This is a genomic window from Noviherbaspirillum sp. (genome assembly GCF_035654295.1).
Classification (GTDB): domain Bacteria; phylum Pseudomonadota; class Gammaproteobacteria; order Burkholderiales; family Burkholderiaceae_D; genus Noviherbaspirillum.
This window is the reverse complement of record NZ_DASRXF010000066.1, coordinates 24,732-50,068: the sequence shown is the minus strand read 5'-3', so window position 1 is coordinate 50,068 and position 25,337 is coordinate 24,732. Positions and strand designations below refer to the sequence as shown.

Below are 25,337 nucleotides of genomic sequence, written 5' to 3'. Positions count from 1 at the left end.
CAGCGCCACCGTCAACATCCCATTCAGCGTAAAATCGTTCTCGTGAGTCGGTTGCATGTCGTTCTCCTCGATTTGTTGGTCGCACTTCAAATTCTAAGGATAGCTTTTGCAACTGGCTCACCTCTTCATAGGATCTACGGTACTTTATAAAGGATGGTAGGGTGGATAGAGCGAAGCGAAACCCGCCAAGCGGCCCGCCGAGAATATTCTTTAGCCACCGACGTCCTGCTACCAGTAGTTCTCCGTCACAAAATGGCCCGGCAGCGCCCGCCGTACCGGCCTCATCCCGCGTCCGTGCAGCAGCTTGCGCATATCCTCGATCATCTCCGGATTGCCGCACAACATGAAGCGCGAGGCGGCCTCGGTGATGGGCAGACCGGCGGCCTTTTCCAGCGCACCGTTCTCGAACAGCGTCGTCACACGTCCCTTGAGCAGCAGGGGATCGGCGCCTTGCGCATCCTCACGCGTCACCGCGCGCACGACTTGCAGCCGCGAGGGCGCCTCGAAAGGCGCCTTGCGGACATAGCTCGCCAGTTCGTCACGATAGGTGAATTCCTCGGTATGCCGCGCGCCGTGCACGAGGATGAGGTTGCGGAAGCGGCCCCAGACATAGGGATCGCGCAGCATGGATATGAAGGGGCCGACGCCGGTGCCGGTGGCGATCATCCACAGGTCCTCGCCATCGGTGAAGCGGTCCGGCGTCATGAAGCCGTAGCGCTGCTTCTCGACAAGAATCCCGTCTTCTTCCTTCAACGCCTTGAGTTGCGTGGTGAACAGCCCGTTCGGCACCAGTACGCCGTAGAACTCGAGGAAGTCCTGGGCCGGCGAGGAGACCATCGAGTAGGCGCGCCACACCACGCCGTGCGCGTCGCGCAGGCCGAGGCGCGCGTATTGCCCCGCATCGAAGGAATATCCCGGCGGCCGCGTTGTCGTAAAGGTGAGCAGCTTGTCGGTCCACCACTGCAGGCGGAGGATTTTTTCCACGGTGGCCTTCTCGGCGATTTTCGGATCCGTCAGCATATCTACCCTTTCAGCCCGGCAAGGAGCGGCAAGTCTCGATCAGTATTAATATTGATTGTAAATGAATCTTAATTACGAGGTGAGCGATGGCGAAGATAGTCCTGCTGGAGAAAATTCATGCGAGCGCGGCGGCACACCTCAATGTGGAAGGATTTGCCGACATCGTGCAGATTCCGACCGCCTTGAAGCCCGAGGAACTGAAGACCACGCTGGCCGATGCCGACGCCGTGGGCATTCGCTCCGCCACGCACATTTCGGCCGATACCCTGGCGGCCTTGCCGAAGCTGAAAGCCATTGGCTGCTTCTGCATCGGCACCAACCAGGTGGACCTGAACGCCGCCGCCGCCCAGGGCATCCCGGTGTTCAACGCGCCGTTCTCCAATACCCGCTCGGTGGCGGAGCTGGTTATTGCGCAGGCCATCCTGCTGCTGCGGCGGATTCCGGAAAAGAATGCGCGCACCCATCGCGGCAAATGGGACAAGAGCGCGCAGGGCGCCTACGAGGTGCGCAACAAGCTGCTTGGCATCATCGGCTACGGCAACATCGGCGCGCAGGTCGGCATCCTGGCCGAGAGCGTGGGCATGCGGGTGTGTTACTACGATGTCGAGAGCAAGCTGCCACTGGGCAACGCCAGGCCCATGCCGACGCTTCAAGCGTTGCTGGAGCAGGCCGACGTAGTCACCTTGCATGTTCCGGGCGGCAGCACGACGGCAAACATGATGACGGCGGAGCGCATTGCACACATGAAACCGACAGCCGTGCTCATCAATGCTTCGCGCGGCACCGTGGTCGACATCGACGCGCTCAATACGGCGTTGCGGGAAAAGAACCTCGCCGGCGCGGCGCTGGACGTCTTTCCCGCCGAGCCGGGCAACGACAAGGAGGAATTCGTTTCCCCGCTGCGCGGTCTCGACAACGTGATCCTGACGCCGCACATCGGCGGCAGCACCGAGGAGGCGCAGGAAAACATCGGGCGCGAAGTGTCGGACAAGCTCGCGCGCTTCCTCAAGGCGGGCACGACGCGCTGGGCGGTGAATTTCCCGGAGATTTCCCACGTCGAGAAACAGGCGCGCAGCCGGGTGCTGCATGTGCATCGCAACGAGCCGGGCGTGATCGCGCGGATGAATGCCGATTTTGCGGAGGCGGGGCTGAACATCGTCGCCCAGCACCTGCAAACGCGCGGGCCGATCGGTTATGTAATCACGGACGTCGAAGCGCCGATCTCCAAGGAGCTGCTGCGCAAGCTGTGCAACGAACCGGCGACGATCCGTTGCGAGCTTGTCTAAGGAAGAGGAGGGATCAGGCGGCCGCCTTGGCCTTGTCGCGCGGGTAGACTTGCACGCGCGCCATGGTGCGCAGGGCGCCGCTGTTGCGCAGCAGGTCGGCCAGGGTGACGCCGCTGAGCACCTGGAGGTAGGCCGCCGTCGCCCGCCGCAGTACATCCTGCAGTTCGCAGGAGGGCGAGAGCACGCACTCGTTGATCTCGCGGTTGAAGCATTCCACCATCATGAAATCCGGCTCAGTGTTGCGCACCACGTCGCCGATGTTGATTTCCTCCGGTTCCTTCCCCAGGCGCAGGCCGCCGCTGCGGCCGCGGATGGTCTCGACCAGTCCCGACAGGCCGAGCTGGTGCACTACCTTCATCAGATGGCTCTTGGAGATGCCGTAGGCATCCGCGATGTCCTGGATGGTGACCAGGTTCTCGCGGTGGATGCCGAGGTACATCAGCGTACGCAGGGAGTAGTCGGTGTAGTCGGTCAGGCGCATGGCTCGCTCGGTCTGTGGCGGGAATACGGGAAATTATATCCCCGGCCGGGAAATAAGATCGATCTATTATAAATCTTAAGGCGGCCCGGTGCGCAAAACCGTTCTTGTAGCGTGGGAATGCAACAGCCCGCGTGGCCGGAACGGCAACGCGGGCTGCGGGAGTTGGCAGGATGCTTACAGGCGCTTGCTGGTGACGACACGCGCCTCGCCGCGGTCGCCGACCGTGTGCAGCGTGACCGGCCGGCGCCAGACCCGGCCGATGTATTCCAGCACCCGCTCGGCACGGGAGAGATCCACGCCGCGGCCGTCGCTCTGGTGGTCGTGCACCAGTTGCAGGCTGCCGTCCACATGCAGGTGGTTGGCGGCGATGCGCGGTGCGCCGTAATTGAACTTCGGTCCGAGGATGGCTTCGTGCACCGCGTGCACTTCATTGGCCGAGATGCGGATGTCGCCATCGTCGCGCGCCTCGTACACGAAGAGCTCGAGCTCCTCGATCAAGTCCCTGGTCAAGTAGTTGCGGACGAAGCCGAAGTCGTCTTCTTCCTTGACGATCTGGCGTGCCTTTTCCAGCCCATGCTTCTCGATGATGTCTTCCCACATCGAGAAGCCGAGATGGTAGGGATTGACCGCCAGCGCCAGCTGCCGCTCGGCCGCGTACGGGCGCACCACATCCGAGTGGGCCTTGATCGCGGACAGGTAGAGGTCCTGCGGCAGGAAATCCGCCTCGCGCAGCAGGCGGGCATGCCAGTACGAAGCCCAGCCCTCGTTCATGATCTGGCAGGCGAACACCGGGTAGAAGTAGTACGACTCTTCGCGCACGGCGAGGAAGATGTCGCGCTCCCAGTCCTCCATCTCCGGCGCATAGTGCGCGATGAACCAGAGCAGGTCGTACTCCGGCTGAGGCGGAATGGCAGGACGCTTGGCTTGCGCGTGGGCCTCGGCGAACATCCTTTCGCCCGGCAGCGAGCGGAAGCGCTTCTGGAATTCGTCGAGCGCCGGTTCCGGTTCCGGCTTGGGCGCATGTGTCGGAAACAGCGGCCGGTGCAGCTCGCGGTTGATGTCGATGTGCGGTTCCAGCGCCAGCGCGGCATCCAGCACCGCCTCCACCCGTTCCTGTCCGTGCTCCTGGATCGCGGTTTCGATGCGATGGGCGCGGTCGGCCGCCTGTTCCAGGATATGGCCGCCCGCCATCTCCATGAACTGCGCGAACAGGTGGTTGTTCTTGGCGAAGTCGGCGTGTCCGAGCACGTGCGCCGTCACCAGCGCATTCTCCGGCAGCGTGTTGCCGTTGACGAGGTAGGCGCGGCACGGATCGCCGGGGAACATCACTTCGAAAATGCGCGAATGGCCCATGCCCTGCCGGATGAGCTGGTGGATGTAGCGCACGCCGAAGGACCAGTGGTGCATGCGCACCGGCAAGCCGTACACCGCGATTTCCATCATGAAATTGTTCGGGACGAGCTCGAAATCGACCGGGTAGTAATCCAGACCGAGATCGCGGGCAAGCTTTTCGATGCGAGTCGAATACTCCTTCAGCTGCGCGACCGCTTCAGGCGTGTGAGTGGAGTTGCACATGCTGTCTATTCCTCTTGCTGCTGAACGAAGAACTTGCGGATGGCCTTCCAAACGTCCTCATGCCGCGTCAGGATGCTGCTGCCGATCGGTGCGCCGCTGCGCTCGACTTCGGAGCACAGCATTTTCATTTCCGTTTCCGAGGTCCGCGGGGAGCCGGGGACGGTCTCCACATAGCCGATGTAGTTGAGCAGCTTGCCCAGTTTCGAGAGGTACTCGGTGGCGGCGGCGCGGTCTTCGGTGAAGTTCTCGCCGTCAGACGCATAGAACAGGTAGCCGTTGTACTGCGACGGGTCGTATTCCGTCTCGACCAGTTCCAGCGCCAGCTTGAACGCCGTGGACGCGCCGGTGCCGCCGGTGCCGCTGACATTGAAGAACTCGCTCTCGGAAAACTCCCATGCCTGCGTAGTATGCGCGATGAAGCGCGTTTCCACCTTGCCGTAGCGGCGGCGGATGCCCTGCAGCACAAAGAAGAAGAAACTCTTCGCCAGCTTGCGCTCGGCATCGGTCATGCTGGCCGAGACGTCGAGCGCGAAAATCACAACCGCGTTCGTCGCCGGCTTGCGCCGCTGCACCAATTGCTTGAAGCGCAAGTCTTCGTTGGTGAACGGCACCGGGTTCTCGGTCGTCCTTTCCTGCGTCGCGCGCCGCTTCACCGCTTCCTTCACGGTGCGGCGGCGGTCGAGGCGGGCGCGGGCGCCGTGCTTGTCCCAGCCTTCGCGGACATATTCGTCGTCGGTGACGGCGGTGTTGCGCTTGGGCTGCAGGTCGGGCAACTGCAATTCTTCCCACAGCCAGTCGATGATGTCGTCGACCTTGAACTCCAGCAGCAGTTTCACCTCGCCATCGTTGTTGCCGCCTTCGCCCTCGTCGCCGCCCATGTCGGGCTGCGCCTGGCGCAGCACGTCACCGGGCTTGCCTTTGCCCTGGCCCGCGCTGGTGAAGGTCTGGTTCGAGTCCGCCAGCCGGAAGCGGGCGTGCTCGAGCAGACGGACCGGCACCTGCACGGTGCGGTCCTCCGCGCCGGTCATGACATCCGGACCGGCCACCAGGTTGGGCAGGTTCTGCTGGACCGCCTCGCGGACTTTCTGGTTGTGGCGCAGCCAGTCGCGAGAGCCCCTGGAGAAAAGGTCGTACCAGGGTGTTTCAGCAGAAATCGTGATGTGGTCAGTCATAGAGCATGCGCCTCATTCCTGTGCCATCAGCGTGGTCACGTAGTTGAGCGCCTCACGTGCGCTGTGGCTGTCATAGCCGTACTCATCCACCAGCCGCTTTTCGACGACCGAGATCTTCTGCCGCACTTCCTCATCCGGACGGGTCGTGGAACTGACCAGGCGCAAGACTTCGCGCCGTTGTTCGAACAGGTATTGCTGCACGGCGTTGTGCAATTGCGCATGGCTGTCGAGCGTGAATTTCTCGCCGCGCTTGTAGGCGCCCATCGCCTTGCGCACCACCTCCTGCCGGAACGACTGCTTGCCGGAATCGGAGATGTGGATCTTTTCTTCCACCGCGCGCAGGAAGCGTTCGTCGGGCTTGCGTTCCTCGTTGGTGATCGGGTCCTTGATCTGGCGGTTGTCGAGCATCGCTTCCACCTCGTCCAGGTACTTGTCCAGCAGATCCTGTGCTTCCTGCTCGAAAGAGACGAACAGCGCCTTGTGCACGTCTTCCTTCACCCACCTGTTGTAGAAGTCCTTGCGCGCCAGCACGAGGTAATCGATCCACTTACGCTTGCGTTTCGGATCGATGCGCGCGTCGTTCTCGATCGAATCCTTGAGAGCGAGCAGCACATCCATCGTGGTCAGGCTCTTCACATTGGTCTGGATGATCGCGTTCGACAGGGCGTTGATGACGAAACGCGGGGAGATTCCCGCCAATCCCTCGTCAGGCATGCGCTGTTTCATGCGCTCGGCCTCGGCGTGGGCATAGCCTTCCACCTCTTCATTGGCGTAGAGGCGGACTTTCTTGCTTAGTTCCACCTCCTTGTCGTCGGCCTCGTGCAGGCGCGTGAAGATGGCAAAGACCGCTGCCGCATGCAGGACATGCGGATCGAGGTGCACTTCGCGGAAGGCGGGTGCCGCCGAGGAAATCAGTTTCTTGTAAATTCTCGCCTCATCCTTGTAATTCAAGGTATAGGGCACCTGGATGATGACCATGCGGTCGAGAAGGGCTTCGTTCTCGCTCTCCTGCAGGAATTTGCGGAATTCCGCCAGGTTGGTGTGGGCGAGGATGGTCTCGTCGAGATAGATGAGCGGGAAGCGCGATACCTTCACGTTCTTTTCCTGCGTGAGCGTCAGCAGCAGGTACAGGAATTCGCGCTTGACCTTCAGGATCTCGATCATCTCCAGCATGCCGCGGCTGGCCGCATATACGGCGCCTGACCACGACCATGCACGCGGGTCGCCTTCGTCGCCATACTCGGCCACCTTGGACAGGTCGACCGAACCCACGAGGTCGGCAAGGTCGGCCGTGGTCGGGTCGTGCGGCGCGTAGGTGCCGATACCGACGCGGCCGGCTTCGGAGATGAAGATGCGCTCCACCGGCATGCGCAGGAAGTCGCCGCTGTAGTCGTTTTCCAGACGGGTGCGGCAATGCGGGCACACCTCGCCGATGATTTCCACGCCATAGGTATCGCGGAAGCGCGGGCGCAGGGAATGCGGAATCAGGTGCAGCGGCGATTCATGCACCGGGCAGCCCTGAATGGCATACATCGCGCCTTCTTCCGTGCGGCTGTATTCCTCCAGGCCGCGCTTGAGCAGGATCACCAGGGTCGACTTGCCGCCCGAAGGCGGGCCGAGCAGGAGCAGCAGGCGGCGTCCCACTTCGGAGCCTGCGGCCGCCGCCTTGAAATAATCGACGACGCGTTCGATGGCCTCGTCGACGCCGAAAAGTTCCTGGTCGAACAGTTTGCAGCGGAAAGTACCGCCGTCGTCTACGTCGCCCATCCAGCGGATCATGTCCCACATGTACTGGTGCGACGTGCGCGCGGCTCCTTTCGGGTCTGCCGTCATCACTCGTTCGAGGAATTCGGAGACCGTCCCGGACCAGTGTGCAGCCCGATGATCCTTGGTGAACTCGATCAGGCTTTTCAGCAGGTCGTCTTGCTGCTCGGTACGATTGACGTCGCTATGCGTGGTCATTGCATGTGCTCCCCGTAGGTTTATCGATTGCCCTGAATGGACATCCGAATTGGGTTTACGTTTCTGTCACTCTCGATACGACACGCTCAATTCAAGTATAGGGCGCTGAAAAAAGCGCGAATGATGAGGATGGTCAATGAATCCACTGCTGTGTTGTTTGCCTCGTCCCGCACTGCTTCATGTGGCGCGTATCGCACAACCCATTGATAGCAAGATGCATGCAAGCATATGTGAATGAAGAGAGGCAGCGCGTACGGCCGAGGCCGGCCGATCAGCCTTGAAAAACTTACACGCAGGAAGTGGACAGAAGGCAGGAGATGCAGTGTCGGCAATGGTTGATCTGGATCAATGGAACAAGCGCCCCGATTCGGGATAGTGTTCGCATGCTTGCCTCGTCTCAATAGAAGAAGCGGCGCTGCGGAGGACACCACATGCACATGCAATTTCTCGGAGCGACGGGCACCGTCACCGGCTCCAAATACCTCGTTACATCCGGCCGTTCGAACATCCTGGTCGACTGCGGCCTGTTCCAGGGCTACAAGCAGCTACGCCTGCGCAACTGGTCCCACCTGCCGGTTCCCCCCGCATCCATCGATGCGGTCGTGCTGACCCATGCCCACCTCGACCACAGCGGTTACATTCCGCTGCTGGTAAAAAGCGGATTCCGCGGCAAGATCTATTGCAGCGAGGCCACCTACGAGCTGTGCCGCATCCTGCTCCCCGACAGCGGACACTTGCTCGAAGAGGAGGCGGGTTACGCGAACCGGCACGGACATTCCAGGCACAGCCCTGCGCTGCCGCTCTATACCCAGGAGGAGGCGGAGGACGCGCTCGCGTATTTCGCGCCTGTGAAGTTCGGCAAGCGATTTGCCGTGGCCGGTGCGCTGCACGCCGAGCTGGCACGATCGGGGCATATCCTCGGCGCCTCGATGGTCACCCTGCGGGACGACAAGACCAGCGTCGTGTTTTCGGGAGACCTGGGGCGCATGAACGACCCGCTCATGGCGCCGCCGGCGCAGGTCGAGGGCGCCGACTATCTGGTGGTTGAATCAACTTACGGCAATCGCCGCCACGATGCGGCCGATCCGATGACCTTGCTCGGCAAAACCATCCAGGAAACAGTTGCACGCGGCGGCGTCGTCATCATTCCATCGTTTGCGGTGGGTCGCGCGCAAACCTTGCTGCACTATGTGGACCGTCTCAAGAAAGCCGGCGCCATCCCGCCGCTGCTTCCCGTCTACCTGAACAGCCCGATGGCCGCCGATGTCACCGCGCTATACCGCGCCTACCGGCATGACCACCGGCTGGATGAGGAGCAGTGCAGTGCGATGTGCCATGCCGCGAAGATCGTCAATACGGTCGATGAGTCGAAGGCCTTGAACATGAAACGCATGCCGATGGTCATTATCGCTGCGAGCGGCATGGCGACCGGCGGGCGGGTCCTGCACCACCTCAAGGCATTTGCTTCCGATCCGCGCAACACTATCCTCTTTGCCGGCTTCCAGGCGGGCGGCACTCGCGGCGCTGCAATGCTCGGCGGGGCGGATGCGATCAAGATCCATGGCGAGTACGTTCCCCTGCGCGCGCAAGTGGTGCAGATCGAAAACCTTTCGGCCCATGCCGATGCCGACGAAATCCTGGCATGGCTGTCCGGGTTCCGCCAGCCGCCGAAACGCACTTTCATTACGCACGGCGAGCCCGAGGCGGCGGACAGCTTGCGACGGCGCGTCGAGGAAACGCTGAAATGGGAATGCAGCGTTCCCGACTACCTCGAACGCGTGGAGCTGCCTTAGCCGCCGGACTCAACGACACTGACGGAGCAACAGGAACATGATACCGATCCTCTTTGCGATGCCGGGCAACGAAGCCTTCACGCTGCATCTCGACCGCGCGATTTCCTGTGAAGTCGGCCAGATGGAGATGCGCCGCTTTCCCGACGGCGAGACCTACGTGCGGCTGCGCTCGCCGGTGTACGGGCGTGATGTCGTCTTCGTCTGCACGCTGGACCGGCCGGACGAAAAGCTGATATCCCTCTACCTCGCGGTACGTACCGCACGCGAGCTGGGCGCGCGCCGCGTCGGCCTTGTCGCGCCATATCTTTCCTACATGCGGCAGGACGCGCGCTTCAAGGAAGGCGAGGGGATCACCTCCGCGCACATCGCGGCCTTCCTGTCGGATTTCCTGGACTGGCTCGTGACCGTGGACCCGCACCTGCATCGCCACCACAGGCTCAACGAAATCTACAGCATCCCGACCAAGGTCGTGCACGCCGCGCCGGCCATCGGCGACTGGATCGCGGAACATGTGGACAATCCGGTGATCATCGGCCCCGACGCGGAAAGCGAACAGTGGGCAGCGAAGGCTGCCGAATCGGTGCGCTGTCCTTATGTCGTGCTCGAGAAAACACGCAAGGGCGACCACGAGGTGGAAGTAACGGAAGTGGCGGAATCCTGGGGGACTGGCGGATGGAAGGGCGGCACGCCGGTCCTGGTCGATGACATCACATCGACCGGGCAGACGATGATTGCCGCCACGCGCCGGCTGAAGCAGGCAGGACTGCCGCCGCCGGTCTGTATATCAGTGCACCCGGTCTTCGCCGGTTCCGCCTTCGAGGATCTGCATGCGGAAGGGGTCGCCGACATCGTCAGCTGCAACACGATCCACCATTCCACCAACCGCATCGACGTGGCCGAAGCAATCGCTGTCGCGGCCGTCGAACTCATGGCCATCCTGCCGATCAACGGCTGAACCGCAGGGCGGATCAGCACTCGCTGCGCGCTGCTGCCAGCCTTGTGTCTTCGCAACAGGTCCTTCCTGTTGCGATTGACACCGCATGCCGATTTCGCTGAAATGATCCGTACGGCAATCGTTCCTCGCATGGAACGGAGTTTGCTACGCTGGTTATATCGTTATCCGGGTTACGAACATTCCGCACCGCATGATCCGAGGAGTTTTTACACCATGACGATCACTCTCGCCCGCTCTCATCCTATCTACAGCATGACAGCAGTCGAAAGCGCCAAGGAAAGGGCGCGTGCACTGAAATCGACGGAACTGGAAGTCTTCTACGACGACATGCTTGAAAAAGGGGCAGAGCGCTTCGTAACGACGCCCTCGACGACCGCCGCGCTGCAGCCGCTCTACGAAGATTGTCCGAACTTCCGCGAAGTCCTCGACGACCTCACGCGCTATCTCGGCCTCGCCATCGCCGGCGGCGCCAGCTTCAACGTGATGCCGGTACTGCTGCTGGGCGATCCCGGCGTCGGCAAGACGCACTTCGGAAAGCGGCTGGCGGCCGTGCTCGGCACCGAGTTCGAATTCATCAGCATGAACGCGCTGTCGGCGGGCTTCGTCATCACCGGCAGTTCCTCCACCTGGAAGGGTGCGAAGTGCGGCAAGGTGGCCGAACGCCTGGTGCGCGGCAAATTTGCCAATCCTGTGGTGCTGCTGGACGAAGTCGAGAAGGCGACGGGCTCCACGCAATCGGACCCGATGGCCGCGCTCTACCAGCTGCTCGAACCCGAGACCTCGCGCGCCTTCCACGATGAGTTCATCGATGTCGACCTCGACGCCAGCCAGGTATTCTGGGTTCTCACCGCGAACAGCCTGGAAGGCATTCCGCCGGCATTGTTGTCGCGCATGGCGGTCTACGAAGTGCCTTCGCCGACAGCGGATGAAGCGGCAGGCATCGCGCAGCGCGTCTATATCGGGCTGCTGCGCGAACTGAAGCTGCAGCACATCGACGAAGAGCTGCCGGACAGTGTGCTCGACAAGCTGTCCGCCATCTCCCCGCGCGAAATGCGCAAGACCCTGCTCGACGGACTCGGTCACGCCGTGGCCGAAGGTCGGACCGCGCTGGTGCCGGAAGACGTGCGTGTGAAGGCGGATGCGGCGCGTCGCAGGATCGGATTCTGATCACGCCTGTTTGAGCGTGCGCAACACGGGAAACGCTTGACTGCGGCGCCGCTCTCAACAGGGTTCGACCTTGGCAGAGGAACACCATGTTCAATTTCACGAGCGCCATTGTTCTCGCCGTGCTGGCGGTGTTTCTCGCCGCCTGCGACAAGCAGGGCCGTCCGATCGAGGAATTCGGCCTCGACAAGCTGGCCCGGGGCGTGTCCTCGGAAGCCGACGTGCGCCTCGTCATGGGCCAACCGGAAACCGTATGGGAAGAAGACGACGGCACGCGCAACCTGCAATACCCGAAGGGGCCGGAGGGCGTACGCACCTGGGAATTCACGATAGACAAGTCCGGCAAGCTGAAGGACTACCGCCAGCTGCTGACAAAGGAAAACTTTTCGAAGGTGACGCAAGGCATGAGCCGCGACGAGGTCAGAAGGCTGCTCGGCAAGCCGCGGACAGTCGCGCAGTTCAAGCTGAAGAACGAAGAAGTGTGGGACTGGCGCTATCAGGATATGACCATGCCGCGCCTGTTCAACGTGCATTTCGACATGAGCAGCGGAAAGGTGACCGAAACCTCCAGTTCCGACGCATTGAACTACTGACAATGACGAAACTGAAAGAGGTTTGCATAGTCCTAATTACTGGCAACAGGGCAAGCGCAAGCGCTACGCCGCGGCCCGGTAATGACAACTTGCATCGTTCATGGAGGCAACAATGAAAACGGTATCCCTCGCATTGTTCGTTTCGCTGCTGGCGCTTTCCGGCGCCGGTTATGCTCAGTCACAGCAGTCGCAGTCAATGTCGCCTTCCTCGGAGATCAGGGAAAGCACCGATCCGGCACGCGCGGAAGAAGTCATGCGCCGCGCACAGGAAATCCAGTCCCGCCAGTCTTCCAGCGCCGACATGTCGTCCGGCTCCAGTGACACGAGCAGGAAAGCGTCGGGTAAAAGCAGACAGGGGAAGAAGTCCGGAATGAAGTCCGGGAAGAGCAGCGGCGACGCCAGCTCGGGCGTATCCACTGGCGGCTCGGGCACGTCCGGTGAAAGCGGGCCGAGCGGCAGCAGCAAGTAAGCGATTTGGCAGGAGTCGCTTCGCGGCTGCGCTCGACCCGCACGACCGTCCGCTATTAGTTTGGTGGGTTTCGCTTCGCTCTACCCACCCTACCGTCCTATATAAAGAACCGTAGGGTGGGTAGAGCGCAGCGAAACCCACCATCCAATAAAGAACCGCAGGGCGAATAGAGCGCAGCGAAACCCACCGCGCATCACGAACGAACCATTAGTGCCCGCGCCCACCCACCACGCCAAGCCACGCAAAGATCTCCGGCCACAGCCGCCGGTGCGCATTCTCTCCCATCAACGCCCCGACGTGGGCCAGCGCCACGCCGGTATCGCCCTCGTACGCAAGCAGGCGCTTCTGCCGGCTCGCTGCGGCGTCATGGAATGCAATCACCGAATCGGGCGGAATGACCACGCTGTGCGGGTCGTACACGGCCAGCAGCGGCGCGGACACGTCCTTGGGCGACACCGTGCGTCCCGCCACCGATAGCGTGCCGCGCATCAGGCTGTCGCGCCGGTAGAGGTCTTCCACCACCTGTTCGAACAGCCGACCGGGCAGCGGTGATTCATCGAGCGTCCAGCGTTCCACCAGCATGTGCGTGCGCAGCGTGCGCGAAGAGCCGAGGCTGGCGACGAAGTCGCCGATGCGTTCGACGTGGAAGGTGGCGGGTGACGCCATCACGCTCGCCATGTTCAGCACCGATCCGGGCACGTTGTCGAACAGGCGTGCGACCTTGTCGGCCGGCGGACCGAAGCTGATCAGCGGCGCGAAGGCGCCGGACGCACTGCCGAAATGCAGCGGCGTCTCAACCAGCACCAGCCCGGCGACCTGTTCCGGCCGCAGCGCCGCATAAATCGCGGCGAAAATGCCGCCGAGCGAATGGCTGAGCAGGAATAGTTGCCCCGAGGGATGGGTGGTGCGTATCGCCCGCACGCAGCGATCTAGCAGCGTGTACGCATAGTCGGCCAGCCCCAGCTCGCTCTGTTCTTCCAGCGGCTCGGTCCACTCCGCAAGGTAGACCTGCATGTCCTCGCGCATGGCATGCTGCACGACGCTGCATTCCGGGGAGATATCCCAGATGTAATGGCGCTTGATCGGCGCGGGAACGATCAGCGCGATGCTGTTGCTCGCAGGATTGCCGCCGTAGAAGCGCAGGCGTACGCCGGGCGACGAGAGGGCAGTGCGGCAGGGACTTTCGGTGGGGCCGTATCCCAGCTGGTCCATCGCGTTGCCGCGCCGCTTGCGCGCCTGGTCGAGCGATTCGAACCACCAGCGAATGCCGGACGAGACGGTTTGCATGCATGCCTCCATTGAGTTGAATAGGGTACGGCTACCCTTTGGCCGGGAACCCGCGGCATTCGTTCAATTCAGTCAAAGGCAATGTTGTAGAACAGCGAGATTGCGCTGCGGGAACCTGCCTCGGCCTCGAGCGAGAGCTTGGGCGACAGCGCGTAGCGCACCTGCACCACACTGCCTGCGCTCTCCAGCCCTTGCTGGTAACTGAGGTACAAGCGCGACGACACCTGCTTGCCGATAGTGACGATGCGCTGCTGCAGCGTATCCTGGCTGGTACCGATGCTGAACGTATCCAAGCCGAAGGTGCTGGCGATGCGGGACTGCACGCCTGCCTTGGCGCCTTCGGACAGCAGGGCGGCCGCCGCGCTTTGCAGCGCGCCTACATCGGTATCGCCGGCCGCCGCCAGTCCTCGCCCGAGCACCAGCCACGACAACTTGTCGGCATCGGGGAGCGGCGGTTCGGAGACCAGGGTGATGCGCGGCGTCAGCGCGGTGCCGCGGATCGACACGCCTGCTTCCACTTCCTGGCCCCGGCGCATGGCAAGGATGTCCAGCGAAGGATTGTTGAGCGGCCCGCGGAAACGCAGCGCACCCTGTTCGATTTCCAGTTCGCGCCCGTAGGCGGTATAAGTTCCCTTGGCAACCTGTATCGTGCCGTAGGCCTGCAGCGTTTCGCCGGCGTTGCCCTGCAGCCGGACTTCGCCCGCCAGCCGCGCATCCAGGCCGCGGCCCTTGAGCACGACCGCGCCGTCGCCGAGCGCCACCGTGATGTCGACATCGAACGCGGTCTTGTTGGTGCCTTGTTTTTCTTCGCGTCCCACGATCACCACGTCGTCCGACAGGCGCGGCTTGTTCTGGCTGCCCAGGTCGATGAAGCCGGAATCGACAGTGAACCGTCCGCTTGCCTTGCCCGCGTTACCGCTCCAGGCGAGTTCGCTAGACCCGCTGACCACGATGCGCCGGTCGCTGCGGTTGAGCAGGGCGAAACGCTCGGCCAGCAACGTGAGCCGGGCTGCCACCGTACCGCCGCTGAAATCGACCGGGCCGGACAGCGCGACGCGGCCTTCGGCCCCCTGGAAGTTCAGGCTGTGCACAACCCAGCGGTTGCCCTGGAATTCGCTGTCCAGCCTGCCGTCGCGCAGGTCGAGGCCGAGGTCGGCAAGCGCCAGCCGCAATGCCTGGCCGCCGAGCCGGCCGGACAGGCGCGGCTGGTCCGCGGTGCCATTGAGGTTCACTTCACCCTTCAGGCTGCCGTCGAGCGTGGTGGACGGAGAGAGCAGCGGGCCGATCCATGCCAGCGAGGGAACGTCGATGCTGGCCTTGCCCGAGAGCGGCGCATCGGGAGCAATCGCCATCCGGTTGCCGCCGTTGCCGAGCAATGTGCCGCCATCCAGTGTCAGCCGGCCCAAGCGGCGCCCCTCGGCCAGCATGTTCAGGTTCAGCCGTCCTGCGGACAGGGTGGCGCCGGCGGTCAGGGTGGAAAGGCCAAGCGTGACGGGTGCGCGTGCAAGCACGGTCAGGTCACCGCGTTCCCGGCGCAGCGCGAAGGTGCCGCTGTGCGTTTCCCCGATGCGGAGATTCCATTCCCCGGCGAGCTCCAGGTCCGTCTTCACCGGCGGCGCCGGTTGCGCCAGGCGCAAGAGCTGCGCAAGCTGCAGCCGCTCGATGCGCCCGCGCGTGACGATACCATCGCCATTGCGCGCGAACAGGTCGACGGCAACGCGCCCGCCGTCCGCGTCGAGCACGAACTGTTCAAGCTGTATCTGTTCGGCCGAGAGCAGCAGCGGGGCGGGGCGGGCAAGGCGGCCGCTGAAACGCCCGCCGGCATTCAGAGCCAGGATGCTGCCTTTCCAGAGCGGTGATTTTTCCAGCCGGCTCAACCCGCCCTGAGCGCGCAGAGACCAGGTCTGGCCAGTCTCGATGAGGGCGAGATCGATCGCGTGTGCCGCCGTCGTTCCTTTGGCGGTGGCCGAGAAGCGCTCTGCGCGCAGGCGGCCGGTGGAAATCTGCTCCGCCTGCAGGGAAACATCGAGCGGAGCGTCCGGCTGCGGCGCCAGCACAAGGCGGGCGGAGAGGCGGGCGATATTTTCCTTGTCGCGATGCAGGCCCGACGCGTCCAGCTCCGCCGTGCCGTTCTCGATCACAAGCGCACGCGTACGGTCGAGTGCGAGCCGCGCCTTCCCTTGCATACTGTCGATCCGCACGCCGCCGGGCGCGCGCGCACCGTTCGCGCTCCATTCCACCGCGATCCGTGGCCGCGCAACGGTGCCCCGCGCGCTGCCCGAGGCTGTCATGGCGCCGCCAAAACCGGGGCCGAGCTGCCCGAGCTGCGGCGCATCCAGCGCAAAGGACAGCGCCGCGTCGCCGCCGCTCAGCTCGCCTTCCGCATTGAGCCGGTTGACGCCGGACACCAGCAGCAGTCGCGGAATTTCCAGGTGCTCGCCGCGCAGGCGCAGTTCGCCGTTGCCCGACAGCGGCTGCCCGGCGAGCCGGCTGTCGGTGATGTTGTAGGACAAGTCGGCGTCGAGCCGCGGTACGCGCTTGCCGCGCAGGGTAAAGCCGGCGTTCAGCGCGAGCTCGGGCAGTTGCGGGAAGCGGCCGAGATCGTGCAGCCGGAAGCCGTCGACCTTGCCGTCGGCGCGGAAGGTCTGCTCGCCATCGAGGGCGGCCTGCCCGGTGAGGTCGATCCGCCCGCTGCCTGCCTGCAATTCCGCCCTTCGCAGGTCCAGCATGCGGCCGGAAAGCACGGCATGCGCATCGAGCGTGATGCGCTGCCGGCCCTCCAGCGGCTCGGCGAGGGACACGCGGATTTCCTGCACGTCGCCGCTGCGCGTCAATTCTGCTTCGCCCGACAGCGTCGTGGTCCGCGCCCGGCTGTCCAGCCGTGCGAGATCGAGCGCTTCGGTGCGCAGCTGGAACCGCATCCCGTCCTGCGCCACGCGGCCTTGTCCCTCCAGCGTGCCGGCGGGACGCTTGGCGGTGCCGAGGTTGGCCGACAGGCGGTCGAGCAGCACGGCGCCGGATTCCTGGCGGAAGGCCAGGCGCAGCGCGTGCAAGGGAAGTTTGTCGCTGTCATAAGGTCCGGCGGCGGCATTGACGGCTTCGAGCTCGCCCGTGCCGTTTTCGTCCACGGCCAGGCGCAGGTCGAGTGCTGTCGCCGGCAATCGCGTGTCGATGTGTGCCAGGTCGATCCCGCGCGCCGACAGTTGGGACCGGCCCAGCGGATTGGGCGAGAAGGGATGGAGCGTCAGCGAGCCGTTGACGCTGGCCTTGTCCAGGGCGAGGTCGACGACGGTCTCCAGTTGCTGCAGGGAACCGCCGAGGTTCACCGTGCCCGTCGCGGCAAACGCGCGCTGCTCGACGCTCGCCTTGCCGCTGCCGGAGAAACGGCCGGCGACCGCGTAGGGCTGCGCGGCCTCCACGGAGGCAGTGCCGCTGATGCTGGCGTCGTAGTCCGTGCGCCCGGGCGGCGCGGCGAGCGTCAGGCGCTGGAGCTGCAGGTCGTAGCGCCGGCCATCGAAACCGAGGCGCAAGGCCAGCGGGCCGAGCATGGCGACCGTCTGGCCGGCACGGCGCAATTCGCCGGATTGCAGCCGCAGGTCGTCGATGCGCATGTCGAAGGGGAGGCCGATGCGCGCCGGCAGCTTCGCCGGCTCCGTGTCCTGCGTCCCGCTGCTGTCGGCAAGGAGGTGGCCGATATGCAGTGTCTCGACATCCAGCATCCCGCGCAGCAGTGCGGCCGGACGCCATCCGAGCCGGATGTCGGTCAGTGTTGTCCGGCTATCGTCTTGCGTGAATGACAGGCGTTCGATGCGCAGATCCCCGGCGATTCGGCCGTAGACACCCTGGGCATCGAGTGCGCCGCCGGTGAGCATGCCGGCGGCGCCTAGGACGGCGCGCGCGCCGCTGGCCGTCCCCAGCAGCCACGCGCAGGCGAGCAGCACGATGGCAAGCACCGCCAGCAAGACGATGCCCGCCTTGCGCATGCCCGAACCCGGCCGTTTCGTTTCAGAAGCCATAACCCACCGAGAAATGCAGCCGCGGTTTGCGCGTTGCATGCCCGTAGGCCAGGTCGATGTTGACCGGCCCGATCGGACTGCGCCAGCGCGCCCCCACGCCGGTGCCGCGCTGCAGGCGGAATCCATCCCAGGAGTCCGCTGCGTTGCCCGCATCGACAAACACCGCCGCGCCCCATTGCGGCAGGATCTGCCGCACCAGTTCCGCGCTGACCACAGCGGTCACCGGCCCGGCGACGATGGCGCCATCTTGCGGCACGCCGAGCGAGTTGTAGCCATAGCCGCGCACACTCTGGTCGCCGCCGGCGCGAAACAGCAGGTCGGCCGGCACCGTCTGCCGGCTGCCGCCGAAAACTTGCCCGACCTGGCCGCGCAGCACCGCCTGCCATCGGGGTGCAAGCGGCCGCAGGAGGGTGGCGCGGCCGAGGACGCGGAAGATATTGCTCTCATTGATGAGGCCGCGCAGGCCGGTGCCAAGTTCCACGGACGCGACGTAGCCCGCGCGCGGGCGCAGCGGATGATCGAGGCGGCGCTTGGTGTAGGTGAAGGAGGCGATCAGCGCCTGGCGGTTGTTGATGAAGGTATCCCCGATACTCTGCCGGTCGCCGAGGTAGGTCAGAGCCCAGGCCTTTTCGTCGAAGCGGTTGGGGCTGGTTACGCGTGCGCCGAAGCGCAGCTTGTCGTTTGTCTCGCCACCCGTGGTCGTGCGTTCGACCCGCGCGCCGAAGCTCGGCAGCCAGCCGGGGGGAAGCAAGCCCGCGGATACCGGCGGCAGGAAAATGTCGCCGCCGGCAAGGTAAGTTTCGCGGTCGATGCGCAACTCGGATTCCAGGCGCCAGTCGCGCCGGAGGAAGTTGCGGTCCAGCCAGCGCACTTGCGCCCGGGCGCCGGTATCGGTAGAAAATCCGCCGCCCAGTGCCAGCCGCTTGCGCGGGTTCTCCACGAGGTCGAGCCGCACCGGAACGCGTTCGGGCCGCGCACGGTCGGGCTCAAGTGTGGCGAAGGCCGAGCGGAAGTAGCCGCTGTCCTCCAGCCGTGCCTGCAGTTCGTTCAGCTTGTCCTGCGAGTAGGGCTCGCCGGGCTGGATCGGATTCAGGTTGTCGATCATCGCGCGCGAATAGCGCGTCAGACCGTGGATATCGAGTTCGCCGAACGTGAAGGCGGGGCCGGAATCCGCCTCCACCGTCAGCACGGCGCTGTTGTCCTTCGGATCGATGCGCGCCTCGCTGTGGGTGATGACGGCCGTCGGATAGTCGCGTGACAGCAGGTCCTTCAGCAAGTCGTTCTTTTCCTCGGTCCACGCGGCCTGTCGGAACACGTCGCCCGGATCGAGGCCCCAGCGGCGGCGCAGCCTGTTCATGCGCGACTCGTCCGCGCCCGGCCCCTCGGCAATGGCGCCCCTGAAACGGATGTCGACGGAGATGACGCGCGTGCGCTGCCCGGGATCGACCTCGATGCGCACCGACCATGGCGAGCCGGAGGTGTCGAGCACGGCCCTTACGGTCGGCGAGAAGTAGCCTTCGGTAGCGAGCAATTCCCTGACCTGTTCCGGCGCCGTATCGACCAGCCGTTCGACTTGCTCCGGCGGCAGCCCCTCGTTTGCCTGGCGGCTGATGTCGAGATGTTCCTCCAGCATCTCCTGGAACTCGCCTGCGCCTTCGATTTCGAGCACATATGCCGGTGAAGACTGCGCCGTCGCCGCTTGGGGGAGCAGCAAGACTGCCGTCAGCGCGGCAAGCGAGAGAAAAGCTGCGGTGCGGGCAGGGATGCGCAAGGGAATGTAGGCAGAGTGGGGTGATCGTGCCCATTATTGAGGGACAGCAAAAGCACCGCATTAGGCTAGATCAAGTGACAACTTGAAGCGTTTCAAGACTGGTGCGCATCGCAGAAAGGAACGAAAACGGCCCGGCTCTGTCTTGTCCTTTGGCAGCGCGCCAGAGAGGCATTGAGGCAAGGCAAGCGCTACATCGTTTCGAAAAGGTAAGGATTTTCACCGAACTCGCCGGCATGCTATGGAATGCCGGGAACCGGCTCGCTGCGATCCGCCTCGAACAGCTATGGAATGGTCTCGCGGCCCGGCTGCCGTTTGGACTTATGTACATACCTCACGGACGGTAACGAACGGGCAGGGTATAATTCGCCGCTCAAGCGCGTGGTTGACGCGCATTCCCATCTGGTACCGGCAGCCGAAGGCCGTCCGGAGAGGCCGTAAGCAGATTCGTTAAAGAAGAAAATTCCTGTCGCCGCGACGTTGCGGCGGAAAACGGCAAAAGACCTCTGGCTGCAACCTAAAACCAACATGCACACTTCAACTGGCGAAGGCGCCGCATCCCTCCTGCAGCAGTATCCGTTGCGCGTCCTCGTGGTCGAGGACAACCGCGACCTTGCCAAACTATTCTGCGACCTGCTCGAAGTCATGGGCTGCGCCACCGAAGCCGTCTTCAATGCGCGCACAGCGCTCGACAGCGCGCGCCGGCAAGCCCCCGACCTCATCTTCTGCGACCTGCGCCTGCCCGGCGGCATGAGCGGATTCGACCTCGCCACCGAAATGCGCAACGACCAGGCACTCTCGGGCATTCCCCTGATCGCCGTCAGCGGTTATGCCGAAGGTGCCGAGCGCGAACGCGCGCTGCAGTCCGGCTTCAGCCGCGTGTTTGAAAAACCGGTGAAATTTGCGCAGATGATGGAAGTGCTGAAGGAGTTCCGGAAGGCGTGAGGGGTGGTGCGGCGCGGGTTTAATACGCGCTCCGAACGTCGAGACGGTGAGCCCCGGTGGGCTGGGATGCAATCCAAGCTATCCCAGCTATCACACGAGTGGTTAAACAGTGCTGGGATTGCATCCCAGCCTATGAAGGGGTTGATCCGCGCGCATAAAAAAGCCGGCCCGAGGCCGGCTTTCTTTTTCAGTGCCACATCACGCCGCCACAGCAACCTTCTCATCCGCCGGCGCAGACGTCCGGATCAGGTGATCGAACGCAGACAGCGCCGCCTTCGATCCTTCTCCCATCGCAATGATGATCTGCTTGTACGGCACGGTCGTGGCGTCGCCCGCGGCGAACACGCCCGGTACCGAGGTCTGGCCGCGCGCATCGACTTCGATCTCGCCGCGGTTGGTGAGCGCAATCGTGCCCTTGAGCCAGTCGGTGTTGGGCAGCAGGCCGATCTGCACGAAGATGCCTTCCAGCTCGATGTGGCGCGATTCGCCCGAGGCGCGGTCGGTGTAGCGCAGGCCGTTGACCTTGGCGCCGTCGCCGGTCACTTCCGTCGTCTGCGCCTGGGTGATCACGGTGACATTCGGCAGGCTGTGCAGCTTGCGCTGCAGGACCGCGTCAGCGCGCAGCTTGCTGTCAAACTCGAGCAGCGTCACGTGAGCGACGATGCCGGCGAGGTCGATCGCGGCTTCCACGCCGGAGTTGCCGCCGCCGACCACCGCGACGCGCTTGCCCTTGAACAGCGGGCCGTCGCAGTGCGGGCAGTACGCCACGCCGCGGTTGCGGTATTCCTTTTCACCCGGCACGTTCATTTCGCGCCAGCGTGCGCCGGTGGCGAGCACCACGGTCTTGGCCTTGAGGCTGGCGCCGCTCGCAAGCTTCACTTCGATCACGTCGCCGGGAATCAGTGCCTCGGCACGCTGCAGGTTCATCACGTCGACGTCATAGGTCTTCACGTGCTGCTCCAGAGCGACCGCGAGTTTCGGGCCTTCGGTCTCTTTCACCGAGATGAAGTTTTCGATACCCATGGTGTCCAGCACCTGGCCGCCGAAACGCTCCGCCACCACGCCGGTGCGGATGCCCTTGCGTGCCGAGTAGATCGCCGCGGAGGAGCCGGCAGGGCCGCCGCCGACCACCAGCATGTCGAACACGTCTTTCTTCGCCAGCTTGGCGGCTTCGCGCTGCGCGGCGCCGGTATCGAGCTTGGCGAGGATTTCTTCCAGGCTCATGCGGCCCTGGCCGAAGGTTTCGCCGTTCAGGTACACGGTCGGCACGGCCATGATCTGGCGCTGGTTGACTTCGTCCTGGAACAGCGCGCCGTCGATCATCACGTGGGTGATGTTCGGGTTGAGCACGGCCATCAGGTTCAGCGCCTGCACGACGTCCGGGCAGTTCTGGCAGGAGAGCGAGATATAGGTCTCGAAGCGGAATTCGCCTTCGAGGTTGCGGACCTGCTCGATCACGTCGGCGTCGACCTTCGGCGGGTGGCCGCCGACCTGCAGCAGCGCCAGGACCAGCGAGGTGAACTCGTGCCCCATCGGGATGCCGGCAAAGCGCACGCCCATCTTGCTGCCGGTGCGGTTGAGCGCGAAGGAGGGCGCGCGCTCGCCGTCGCCGCGGCGCTCGGTAAGCGAGATGCGCGGGGACAGTTCCTTGATGTCGTTGAGCAGCGCGAGCATTTCGCGCGACTTGTCGCTGTCGTCCAGCGATGCGGTGATCTCGATCGGGTGGGTGACTTTTTCGAGATACGCCTTGAGTTGGGTCTTGAGGTTGTTATCCAGCATGATGGCTTCCTTGGTCAGGTTGCTAAATCAAATATTTCAGGGTGCGCAGTGCCACCACCGGATCAGTCTCGGACTGCCGGACCAGGAGAAGACTGATCGGGGAGTGGCGCTGCCTCCGGGCGCTTGCGCCGCGCCCGGGGAGCGTTTGCGCCGGCGGTGCGGCGCAGTGTCATGCGGCTGTTAGATCTTGCCGACGAGGTCCAGCGACGGAGCCAGGGTTGCTGCGCCCGGGGTCCACTTGGCGGGGCAGACTTCGCCCGGGTGGGACGCAACGTACTGGGCTGCCTGCACCTTGCGCAGCAGTTCCTTGGCGTCGCGGCCGATGCCGTTGTCATGGATTTCGCACAGCTTGATCTGGCCTTCCGGGTTGATCAGGAAGGTGCCGCGCAGTGCCAGGCCTTCTTCCTCGATCATCACTTCGAAGTTGCGGGTGATGGCGCCGGTCGGGTCGCCGATCAGCGGATAGCGCAGCTTGCCGATGGTCTCGGAGGTGTCGTGCCAGGCCTTGTGCGTGAAGTGGGTGTCGGTGGACACGCCGTAAATTTCCACGCCCAGGGACTTGAAGGTGTCGTAGTTGTCAGCCAGGTCGCCCAGCTCGGTCGGGCAGACGAAGGTGAAGTCGGCCGGGTAGAAGAACACCACGGACCACTTGCCCTTCAGGTCGTTTTCCGTCACTTCGACGAACTTGCCGTTGTGGAAGGCGGTTGCTTTGAAGGGTTTCACTTGGGTATTGATCAGGGACATGGTCTACCTCTCTTGGTTGAAAAAGCTCGGATGAGTGAATAATAGGCGAAATCTATTGTCTTGTGAAATCAATAGTTTCAATGTATGCGATAGCGTAACTGTATGACACGACGCTATGTCTTGCACGCCGCTATTGTATTGACTTGCTTGCAAGTCTGCAGACATCCGAGGCCGTCATCCATGTTCTGATGAAGAGCGCCCGGATTGGTTCGGCGTCCTTCAGGCGGTCGTTACCGGGCGCACGCACCCCGCGGCTTCCCGGGCGCGGGCACGTGCCGTATCGATGTCGGCGGCTGTTGCCAAGGCCACGCCCATGCGGCGGCGGGCGAAGGATTCGGGCTTGCCGAACAGGCGGATGTCGGCGCCCGGTACCTGCAAGGCTTCGGCCACGCCCTCGAAGGCAATGGCCTTCGCCTCGTGCCGGCCGTAGATCACTGCCGATGCGGCCGGAGAGGCGAGCGACACGTCGACCGGCAGGCCGAGGATGGCCTTGGCATGCAGCTCGAATTCGTTCTGGCGCTGGCTGGCCATCGTCACCATGCCCGTGTCATGCGGCCGCGGGCTGACTTCCGAGAACCATACCATGTCGCCCTTGACGAACAGTTCGACGCCGAAGATCCCCAGTCCGCCGAGTTCGTCCGTGACCTTGCGCGCGATGTTCCGCGCTTTTTCCAGCGCGGTCGTGGGCATCGGATGGGGCTGCCAGGATTCGATGTAATCGCCTTTTTCCTGCAGGTGGCCGATCGGTTCGCAGAAATGCGTGGCCACAGCGCCGTCCTTGAGCGCGCGTACCGTGAGCTGGGTGATCTCGTAGTCGAAGTCGACGAAGCCTTCCACGATCACCCGTCCGGCATTGACCCGGCTGCCGGAGGCCGCGTAGTTCCAGGCTTCCTCGATGTCGCCCGGGCCATCGAGCTTCGACTGGCCCTTGCCCGACGACGACATCACCGGCTTGACCACGCAGGGGAAGCCGACTTCCGCGCAGGCGGCCTTGAGTTCCTCGAGGCTGTCGGCGAAACGGTAGGGAGAGGTCGGCAGGCCGAGGTGTTCGGCGGCAAGGCGGCGGATGCCTTCGCGGTTCATGGTGAGCCAGGCGGCGCGGGCGGTGGGGATGACGGCGGCGGCGCCTTGCTTTTCCAGCTCGACCAGCGCGGGCGTGGCGATCGCCTCGATCTCCGGCACCACGAGGTCCGGCTTTTCCTGTTCGATGAGCCTGGTCAGGGCGGCGGGGTCGGTCATGTCGATCACATGGCAGCGGTGGGCGACCTGGTGGCCGGGCGCATCGGGATAGCGGTCCACGGCGATCACTTCGACGCCGAGCCGTTGCAGCGAGATGATGACTTCCTTGCCGAGCTCGCCGGAGCCGAGCAACATCACCTTGACGGCGGACGGGGAGAGCGGGGTGCCGAGGCGGAATGGGCGTGTTGTCGTCATGTCGGGTAATGGTGGTTGGGGTTCAGCGCAGGGTGTTGAGGCTGTCCAGTTCGGACGCGGCCCAGTCGACGAAAGCCTTGACCTTGATCCGCAGGTCCTCGAAGCGATCGCTGTCTTCGAGCGGCGTCATGCATCCCAGCGCCAGGGTCCAACCGGTGCCGGTCTGCAGGAAATTCTCGAGGATTTCGCGCCGGTTCTTCATCATCCGGATCTTGAAATCGTCCATCATCGGGATCTGCAGGTCCACCGATTTGCGCCAGGTGTCCAGCATTTCCTCCATGCGATCAGGATCAAGGTCGATTTTCATTGTCGGGCTTTTGCAAGTGAGCGTGGTAGTGTACTTTCAATATCGGTTTCATACATCGGATACCCCATGAAAATACTTGCCCCGGTTTTCCTTGCAGCATTCCTGCATTTGTCCGCCCATGCCGAACAGGTCGGCGAAGTCGATACCGCCTTCAAGCTGGTCGGCCCCGACCACAAGATCGTGGTGGAGGTGTTCGACGATCCCAAGGTCAACGGGGTGAGCTGTTTCCTCTCGCGCGCCCGGACCGGCGGCATCAAGGGAGCACTAGGGCTTGCCGAAGACAAGGCCGAGGCATCGGTTGCCTGCCGGCAGGTGGGCGAGGTGTCCTTCCCGGGGGCGATCCCGAAGCAAGAAGAGGTGTTTACCGAGCGTGCCTCCATCCTGTTCAAGCGCATCCGCGTGGTGCGCATGGTCGACCCCAAGCGCAATGCACTCGTGTATCTCGTCTATTCCGACCGCCTGATCGAGGGCAGCCCCCAAAACAGCATCACGGCCGTGCCGGTCGCGAGCAGCCAGAAGATTCCGCTCAGATAGACAATCAATCGACCGATGTTTGCGCATACCGAAATGTGGCGACGCAACGATTG

Annotated in this window: 20 protein-coding genes; 7 read left to right on the top strand and 13 right to left on the bottom strand. The window is 63.6% G+C overall.

Going from position 1 to position 25,337, the window contains the following annotated elements; translation table 11 throughout:
• Positions 1-228: 228 nt before the first annotated feature.
• On the bottom strand, positions 229-984 hold the full coding sequence (locus VFF99_RS07665) for a ferredoxin--NADP reductase (RefSeq protein ID WP_325016552.1): 756 nt from the start codon (positions 982-984) through the stop codon (positions 229-231).
• A 122-nt stretch (positions 985-1,106) separates the two neighbouring features.
• On the opposite strand from VFF99_RS07665, the gene serA reads away from it, so the two are divergent.
• Positions 1,107-2,306: a phosphoglycerate dehydrogenase gene (gene serA / locus VFF99_RS07660; protein ID WP_325016551.1), complete on the top strand. Its 1,200-nt coding sequence runs from the start codon at positions 1,107-1,109 to the stop codon at positions 2,304-2,306.
• Positions 2,307-2,319: 13 nt separating this feature from the next.
• Here the strand turns inward: serA and VFF99_RS07655 are convergent, their stop codons facing one another.
• The 4 genes from VFF99_RS07655 to VFF99_RS07640 all read right to left on the bottom strand — a co-directional run bounded on the left by VFF99_RS07655 (position 2,320) and on the right by VFF99_RS07640 (position 7,496).
• Positions 2,320-2,787 (bottom strand): Rrf2 family transcriptional regulator, encoded by a 468-nt coding sequence (locus tag VFF99_RS07655; protein WP_325016549.1) that lies wholly within the window; start codon positions 2,785-2,787, stop codon positions 2,320-2,322.
• Between the two features lie 174 nt (positions 2,788-2,961).
• Positions 2,962-4,362: a SpoVR family protein gene (locus VFF99_RS07650; protein WP_325016547.1), complete on the bottom strand. Its 1,401-nt coding sequence runs from the start codon at positions 4,360-4,362 to the stop codon at positions 2,962-2,964.
• Between the two features lie 5 nt (positions 4,363-4,367).
• Positions 4,368-5,534 carry a DUF444 family protein gene (locus VFF99_RS07645; RefSeq protein WP_325016545.1) on the bottom strand — a complete coding sequence of 389 codons (1,167 nt, stop codon included), beginning with the start codon at positions 5,532-5,534 and terminating at the stop codon, positions 4,368-4,370.
• A gap of 12 nt (positions 5,535-5,546) precedes the next feature.
• Complete coding sequence (locus VFF99_RS07640; RefSeq protein ID WP_325016544.1) at positions 5,547-7,496, bottom strand: serine protein kinase; 1,950 nt, start codon at positions 7,494-7,496, stop codon at positions 5,547-5,549.
• 431 nt (positions 7,497-7,927) lie between these two features.
• Here VFF99_RS07640 and VFF99_RS07635 point away from each other — a divergent pair, with 431 nt between their 5' ends.
• From VFF99_RS07635 to bamE, 4 genes are all read left to right on the top strand, one after another.
• Positions 7,928-9,289 (top strand): MBL fold metallo-hydrolase, encoded by a 1,362-nt coding sequence (locus VFF99_RS07635; protein WP_325016542.1) that lies wholly within the window; start codon positions 7,928-7,930, stop codon positions 9,287-9,289.
• 37 nt (positions 9,290-9,326) lie between these two features.
• The gene (locus VFF99_RS07630) at positions 9,327-10,244 is read left to right on the top strand and encodes a ribose-phosphate pyrophosphokinase (protein WP_325016540.1); all 918 of its coding nucleotides are present in this window, start codon (positions 9,327-9,329) and stop codon (positions 10,242-10,244) included.
• 213 nt (positions 10,245-10,457) lie between these two features.
• The gene (locus VFF99_RS07625; protein ID WP_325016538.1) at positions 10,458-11,411 is read left to right on the top strand and encodes an AAA family ATPase; all 954 of its coding nucleotides are present in this window, start codon (positions 10,458-10,460) and stop codon (positions 11,409-11,411) included.
• Between the two features lie 86 nt (positions 11,412-11,497).
• Positions 11,498-12,001 carry an outer membrane protein assembly factor BamE domain-containing protein gene (gene bamE / locus VFF99_RS07620; protein ID WP_325016536.1) on the top strand — a complete coding sequence of 168 codons (504 nt, stop codon included), beginning with the start codon at positions 11,498-11,500 and terminating at the stop codon, positions 11,999-12,001.
• Positions 12,002-12,175: 174 nt separating this feature from the next.
• Here bamE and VFF99_RS07615 read toward each other — a convergent pair whose 3' ends face one another.
• The 4 genes from VFF99_RS07615 to VFF99_RS07600 form a co-directional block, all read right to left on the bottom strand.
• Positions 12,176-12,466 (bottom strand): hypothetical protein, encoded by a 291-nt coding sequence (locus VFF99_RS07615; protein WP_325016534.1) that lies wholly within the window; start codon positions 12,464-12,466, stop codon positions 12,176-12,178.
• Between the two features lie 211 nt (positions 12,467-12,677).
• Positions 12,678-13,757, bottom strand: a complete 1,080-nt coding sequence (locus VFF99_RS07610; protein ID WP_325016532.1) for an alpha/beta fold hydrolase — start codon at positions 13,755-13,757, stop codon at positions 12,678-12,680.
• 68 nt (positions 13,758-13,825) lie between these two features.
• The gene (locus VFF99_RS07605; protein WP_325016530.1) at positions 13,826-17,773 is read right to left on the bottom strand and encodes a translocation/assembly module TamB domain-containing protein; all 3,948 of its coding nucleotides are present in this window, start codon (positions 17,771-17,773) and stop codon (positions 13,826-13,828) included.
• A complete protein-coding gene (locus VFF99_RS07600; protein WP_325016528.1) occupies positions 17,763-19,487 on the bottom strand; it encodes an autotransporter assembly complex family protein in 1,725 nt (574 codons plus the stop codon). The genes VFF99_RS07605 and VFF99_RS07600 overlap by 11 nt, the downstream gene beginning before the upstream one ends.
• A gap of 582 nt (positions 19,488-20,069) precedes the next feature.
• Here VFF99_RS07600 and VFF99_RS07595 point away from each other — a divergent pair.
• Positions 20,070-20,486: a response regulator gene (locus tag VFF99_RS07595; RefSeq protein ID WP_325016526.1), complete on the top strand. Its 417-nt coding sequence runs from the start codon at positions 20,070-20,072 to the stop codon at positions 20,484-20,486.
• Positions 20,487-20,684: 198 nt separating this feature from the next.
• Here the strand turns inward: VFF99_RS07595 and ahpF are convergent, their stop codons facing one another.
• The 4 genes from ahpF to VFF99_RS07575 form a co-directional block, all read right to left on the bottom strand.
• Positions 20,685-22,265, bottom strand: a complete 1,581-nt coding sequence (gene ahpF / locus VFF99_RS07590; protein WP_325016525.1) for an alkyl hydroperoxide reductase subunit F — start codon at positions 22,263-22,265, stop codon at positions 20,685-20,687.
• 180 nt (positions 22,266-22,445) lie between these two features.
• Positions 22,446-23,009, bottom strand: coding sequence for an alkyl hydroperoxide reductase subunit C (ahpC, locus tag VFF99_RS07585; protein WP_325016523.1), 564 nt, complete (start codon positions 23,007-23,009; stop codon positions 22,446-22,448).
• Positions 23,010-23,228: 219 nt separating this feature from the next.
• Positions 23,229-24,443 (bottom strand): formate-dependent phosphoribosylglycinamide formyltransferase, encoded by a 1,215-nt coding sequence (gene purT / locus VFF99_RS07580; RefSeq protein WP_325016521.1) that lies wholly within the window; start codon positions 24,441-24,443, stop codon positions 23,229-23,231.
• Positions 24,444-24,465: 22 nt separating this feature from the next.
• Positions 24,466-24,750, bottom strand: a complete 285-nt coding sequence (locus tag VFF99_RS07575; protein WP_325016519.1) for a hypothetical protein — start codon at positions 24,748-24,750, stop codon at positions 24,466-24,468.
• Between the two features lie 66 nt (positions 24,751-24,816).
• Between VFF99_RS07575 and VFF99_RS07570 the strand changes: the two genes are divergently transcribed.
• Positions 24,817-25,284, top strand: coding sequence for a CreA family protein (locus VFF99_RS07570; RefSeq protein WP_325016517.1), 468 nt, complete (start codon positions 24,817-24,819; stop codon positions 25,282-25,284).
• Positions 25,285-25,337 lie beyond the last annotated feature (53 nt).

What these genes read in the sequence shown, in the direction of transcription:
- VFF99_RS07650 (WP_325016547.1), bottom strand. Translation starts at nt 4,362, where the DNA reads ATGTGCAACTCCACTCACACGCCTGAAGCGGTCGCGCAGCTGAAGGAG.
- VFF99_RS07595 (WP_325016526.1), top strand. Translation starts at nt 20,070, where the DNA reads ATGCACACTTCAACTGGCGAAGGCGCCGCATCCCTCCTGCAGCAGTAT.
- serA (WP_325016551.1), top strand. Translation starts at nt 1,107, where the DNA reads ATGGCGAAGATAGTCCTGCTGGAGAAAATTCATGCGAGCGCGGCGGCA.
- purT (WP_325016521.1), bottom strand. Translation starts at nt 24,443, where the DNA reads ATGACGACAACACGCCCATTCCGCCTCGGCACCCCGCTCTCCCCGTCC.
- ahpF (WP_325016525.1), bottom strand. Translation starts at nt 22,265, where the DNA reads ATGCTGGATAACAACCTCAAGACCCAACTCAAGGCGTATCTCGAAAAA.
- VFF99_RS07625 (WP_325016538.1), top strand. Translation starts at nt 10,458, where the DNA reads ATGACGATCACTCTCGCCCGCTCTCATCCTATCTACAGCATGACAGCA.
- VFF99_RS07605 (WP_325016530.1), bottom strand. Translation starts at nt 17,773, where the DNA reads ATGGCTTCTGAAACGAAACGGCCGGGTTCGGGCATGCGCAAGGCGGGC.
- VFF99_RS07635 (WP_325016542.1), top strand. Translation starts at nt 7,928, where the DNA reads ATGCACATGCAATTTCTCGGAGCGACGGGCACCGTCACCGGCTCCAAA.
- bamE (WP_325016536.1), top strand. Translation starts at nt 11,498, where the DNA reads ATGTTCAATTTCACGAGCGCCATTGTTCTCGCCGTGCTGGCGGTGTTT.
- VFF99_RS07645 (WP_325016545.1), bottom strand. Translation starts at nt 5,534, where the DNA reads ATGACTGACCACATCACGATTTCTGCTGAAACACCCTGGTACGACCTT.
- VFF99_RS07655 (WP_325016549.1), bottom strand. Translation starts at nt 2,787, where the DNA reads ATGCGCCTGACCGACTACACCGACTACTCCCTGCGTACGCTGATGTAC.
- ahpC (WP_325016523.1), bottom strand. Translation starts at nt 23,009, where the DNA reads ATGTCCCTGATCAATACCCAAGTGAAACCCTTCAAAGCAACCGCCTTC.
- VFF99_RS07575 (WP_325016519.1), bottom strand. Translation starts at nt 24,750, where the DNA reads ATGAAAATCGACCTTGATCCTGATCGCATGGAGGAAATGCTGGACACC.
- VFF99_RS07640 (WP_325016544.1), bottom strand. Translation starts at nt 7,496, where the DNA reads ATGACCACGCATAGCGACGTCAATCGTACCGAGCAGCAAGACGACCTG.
- VFF99_RS07610 (WP_325016532.1), bottom strand. Translation starts at nt 13,757, where the DNA reads ATGCAAACCGTCTCGTCCGGCATTCGCTGGTGGTTCGAATCGCTCGAC.
- VFF99_RS07570 (WP_325016517.1), top strand. Translation starts at nt 24,817, where the DNA reads ATGAAAATACTTGCCCCGGTTTTCCTTGCAGCATTCCTGCATTTGTCC.
- VFF99_RS07630 (WP_325016540.1), top strand. Translation starts at nt 9,327, where the DNA reads ATGATACCGATCCTCTTTGCGATGCCGGGCAACGAAGCCTTCACGCTG.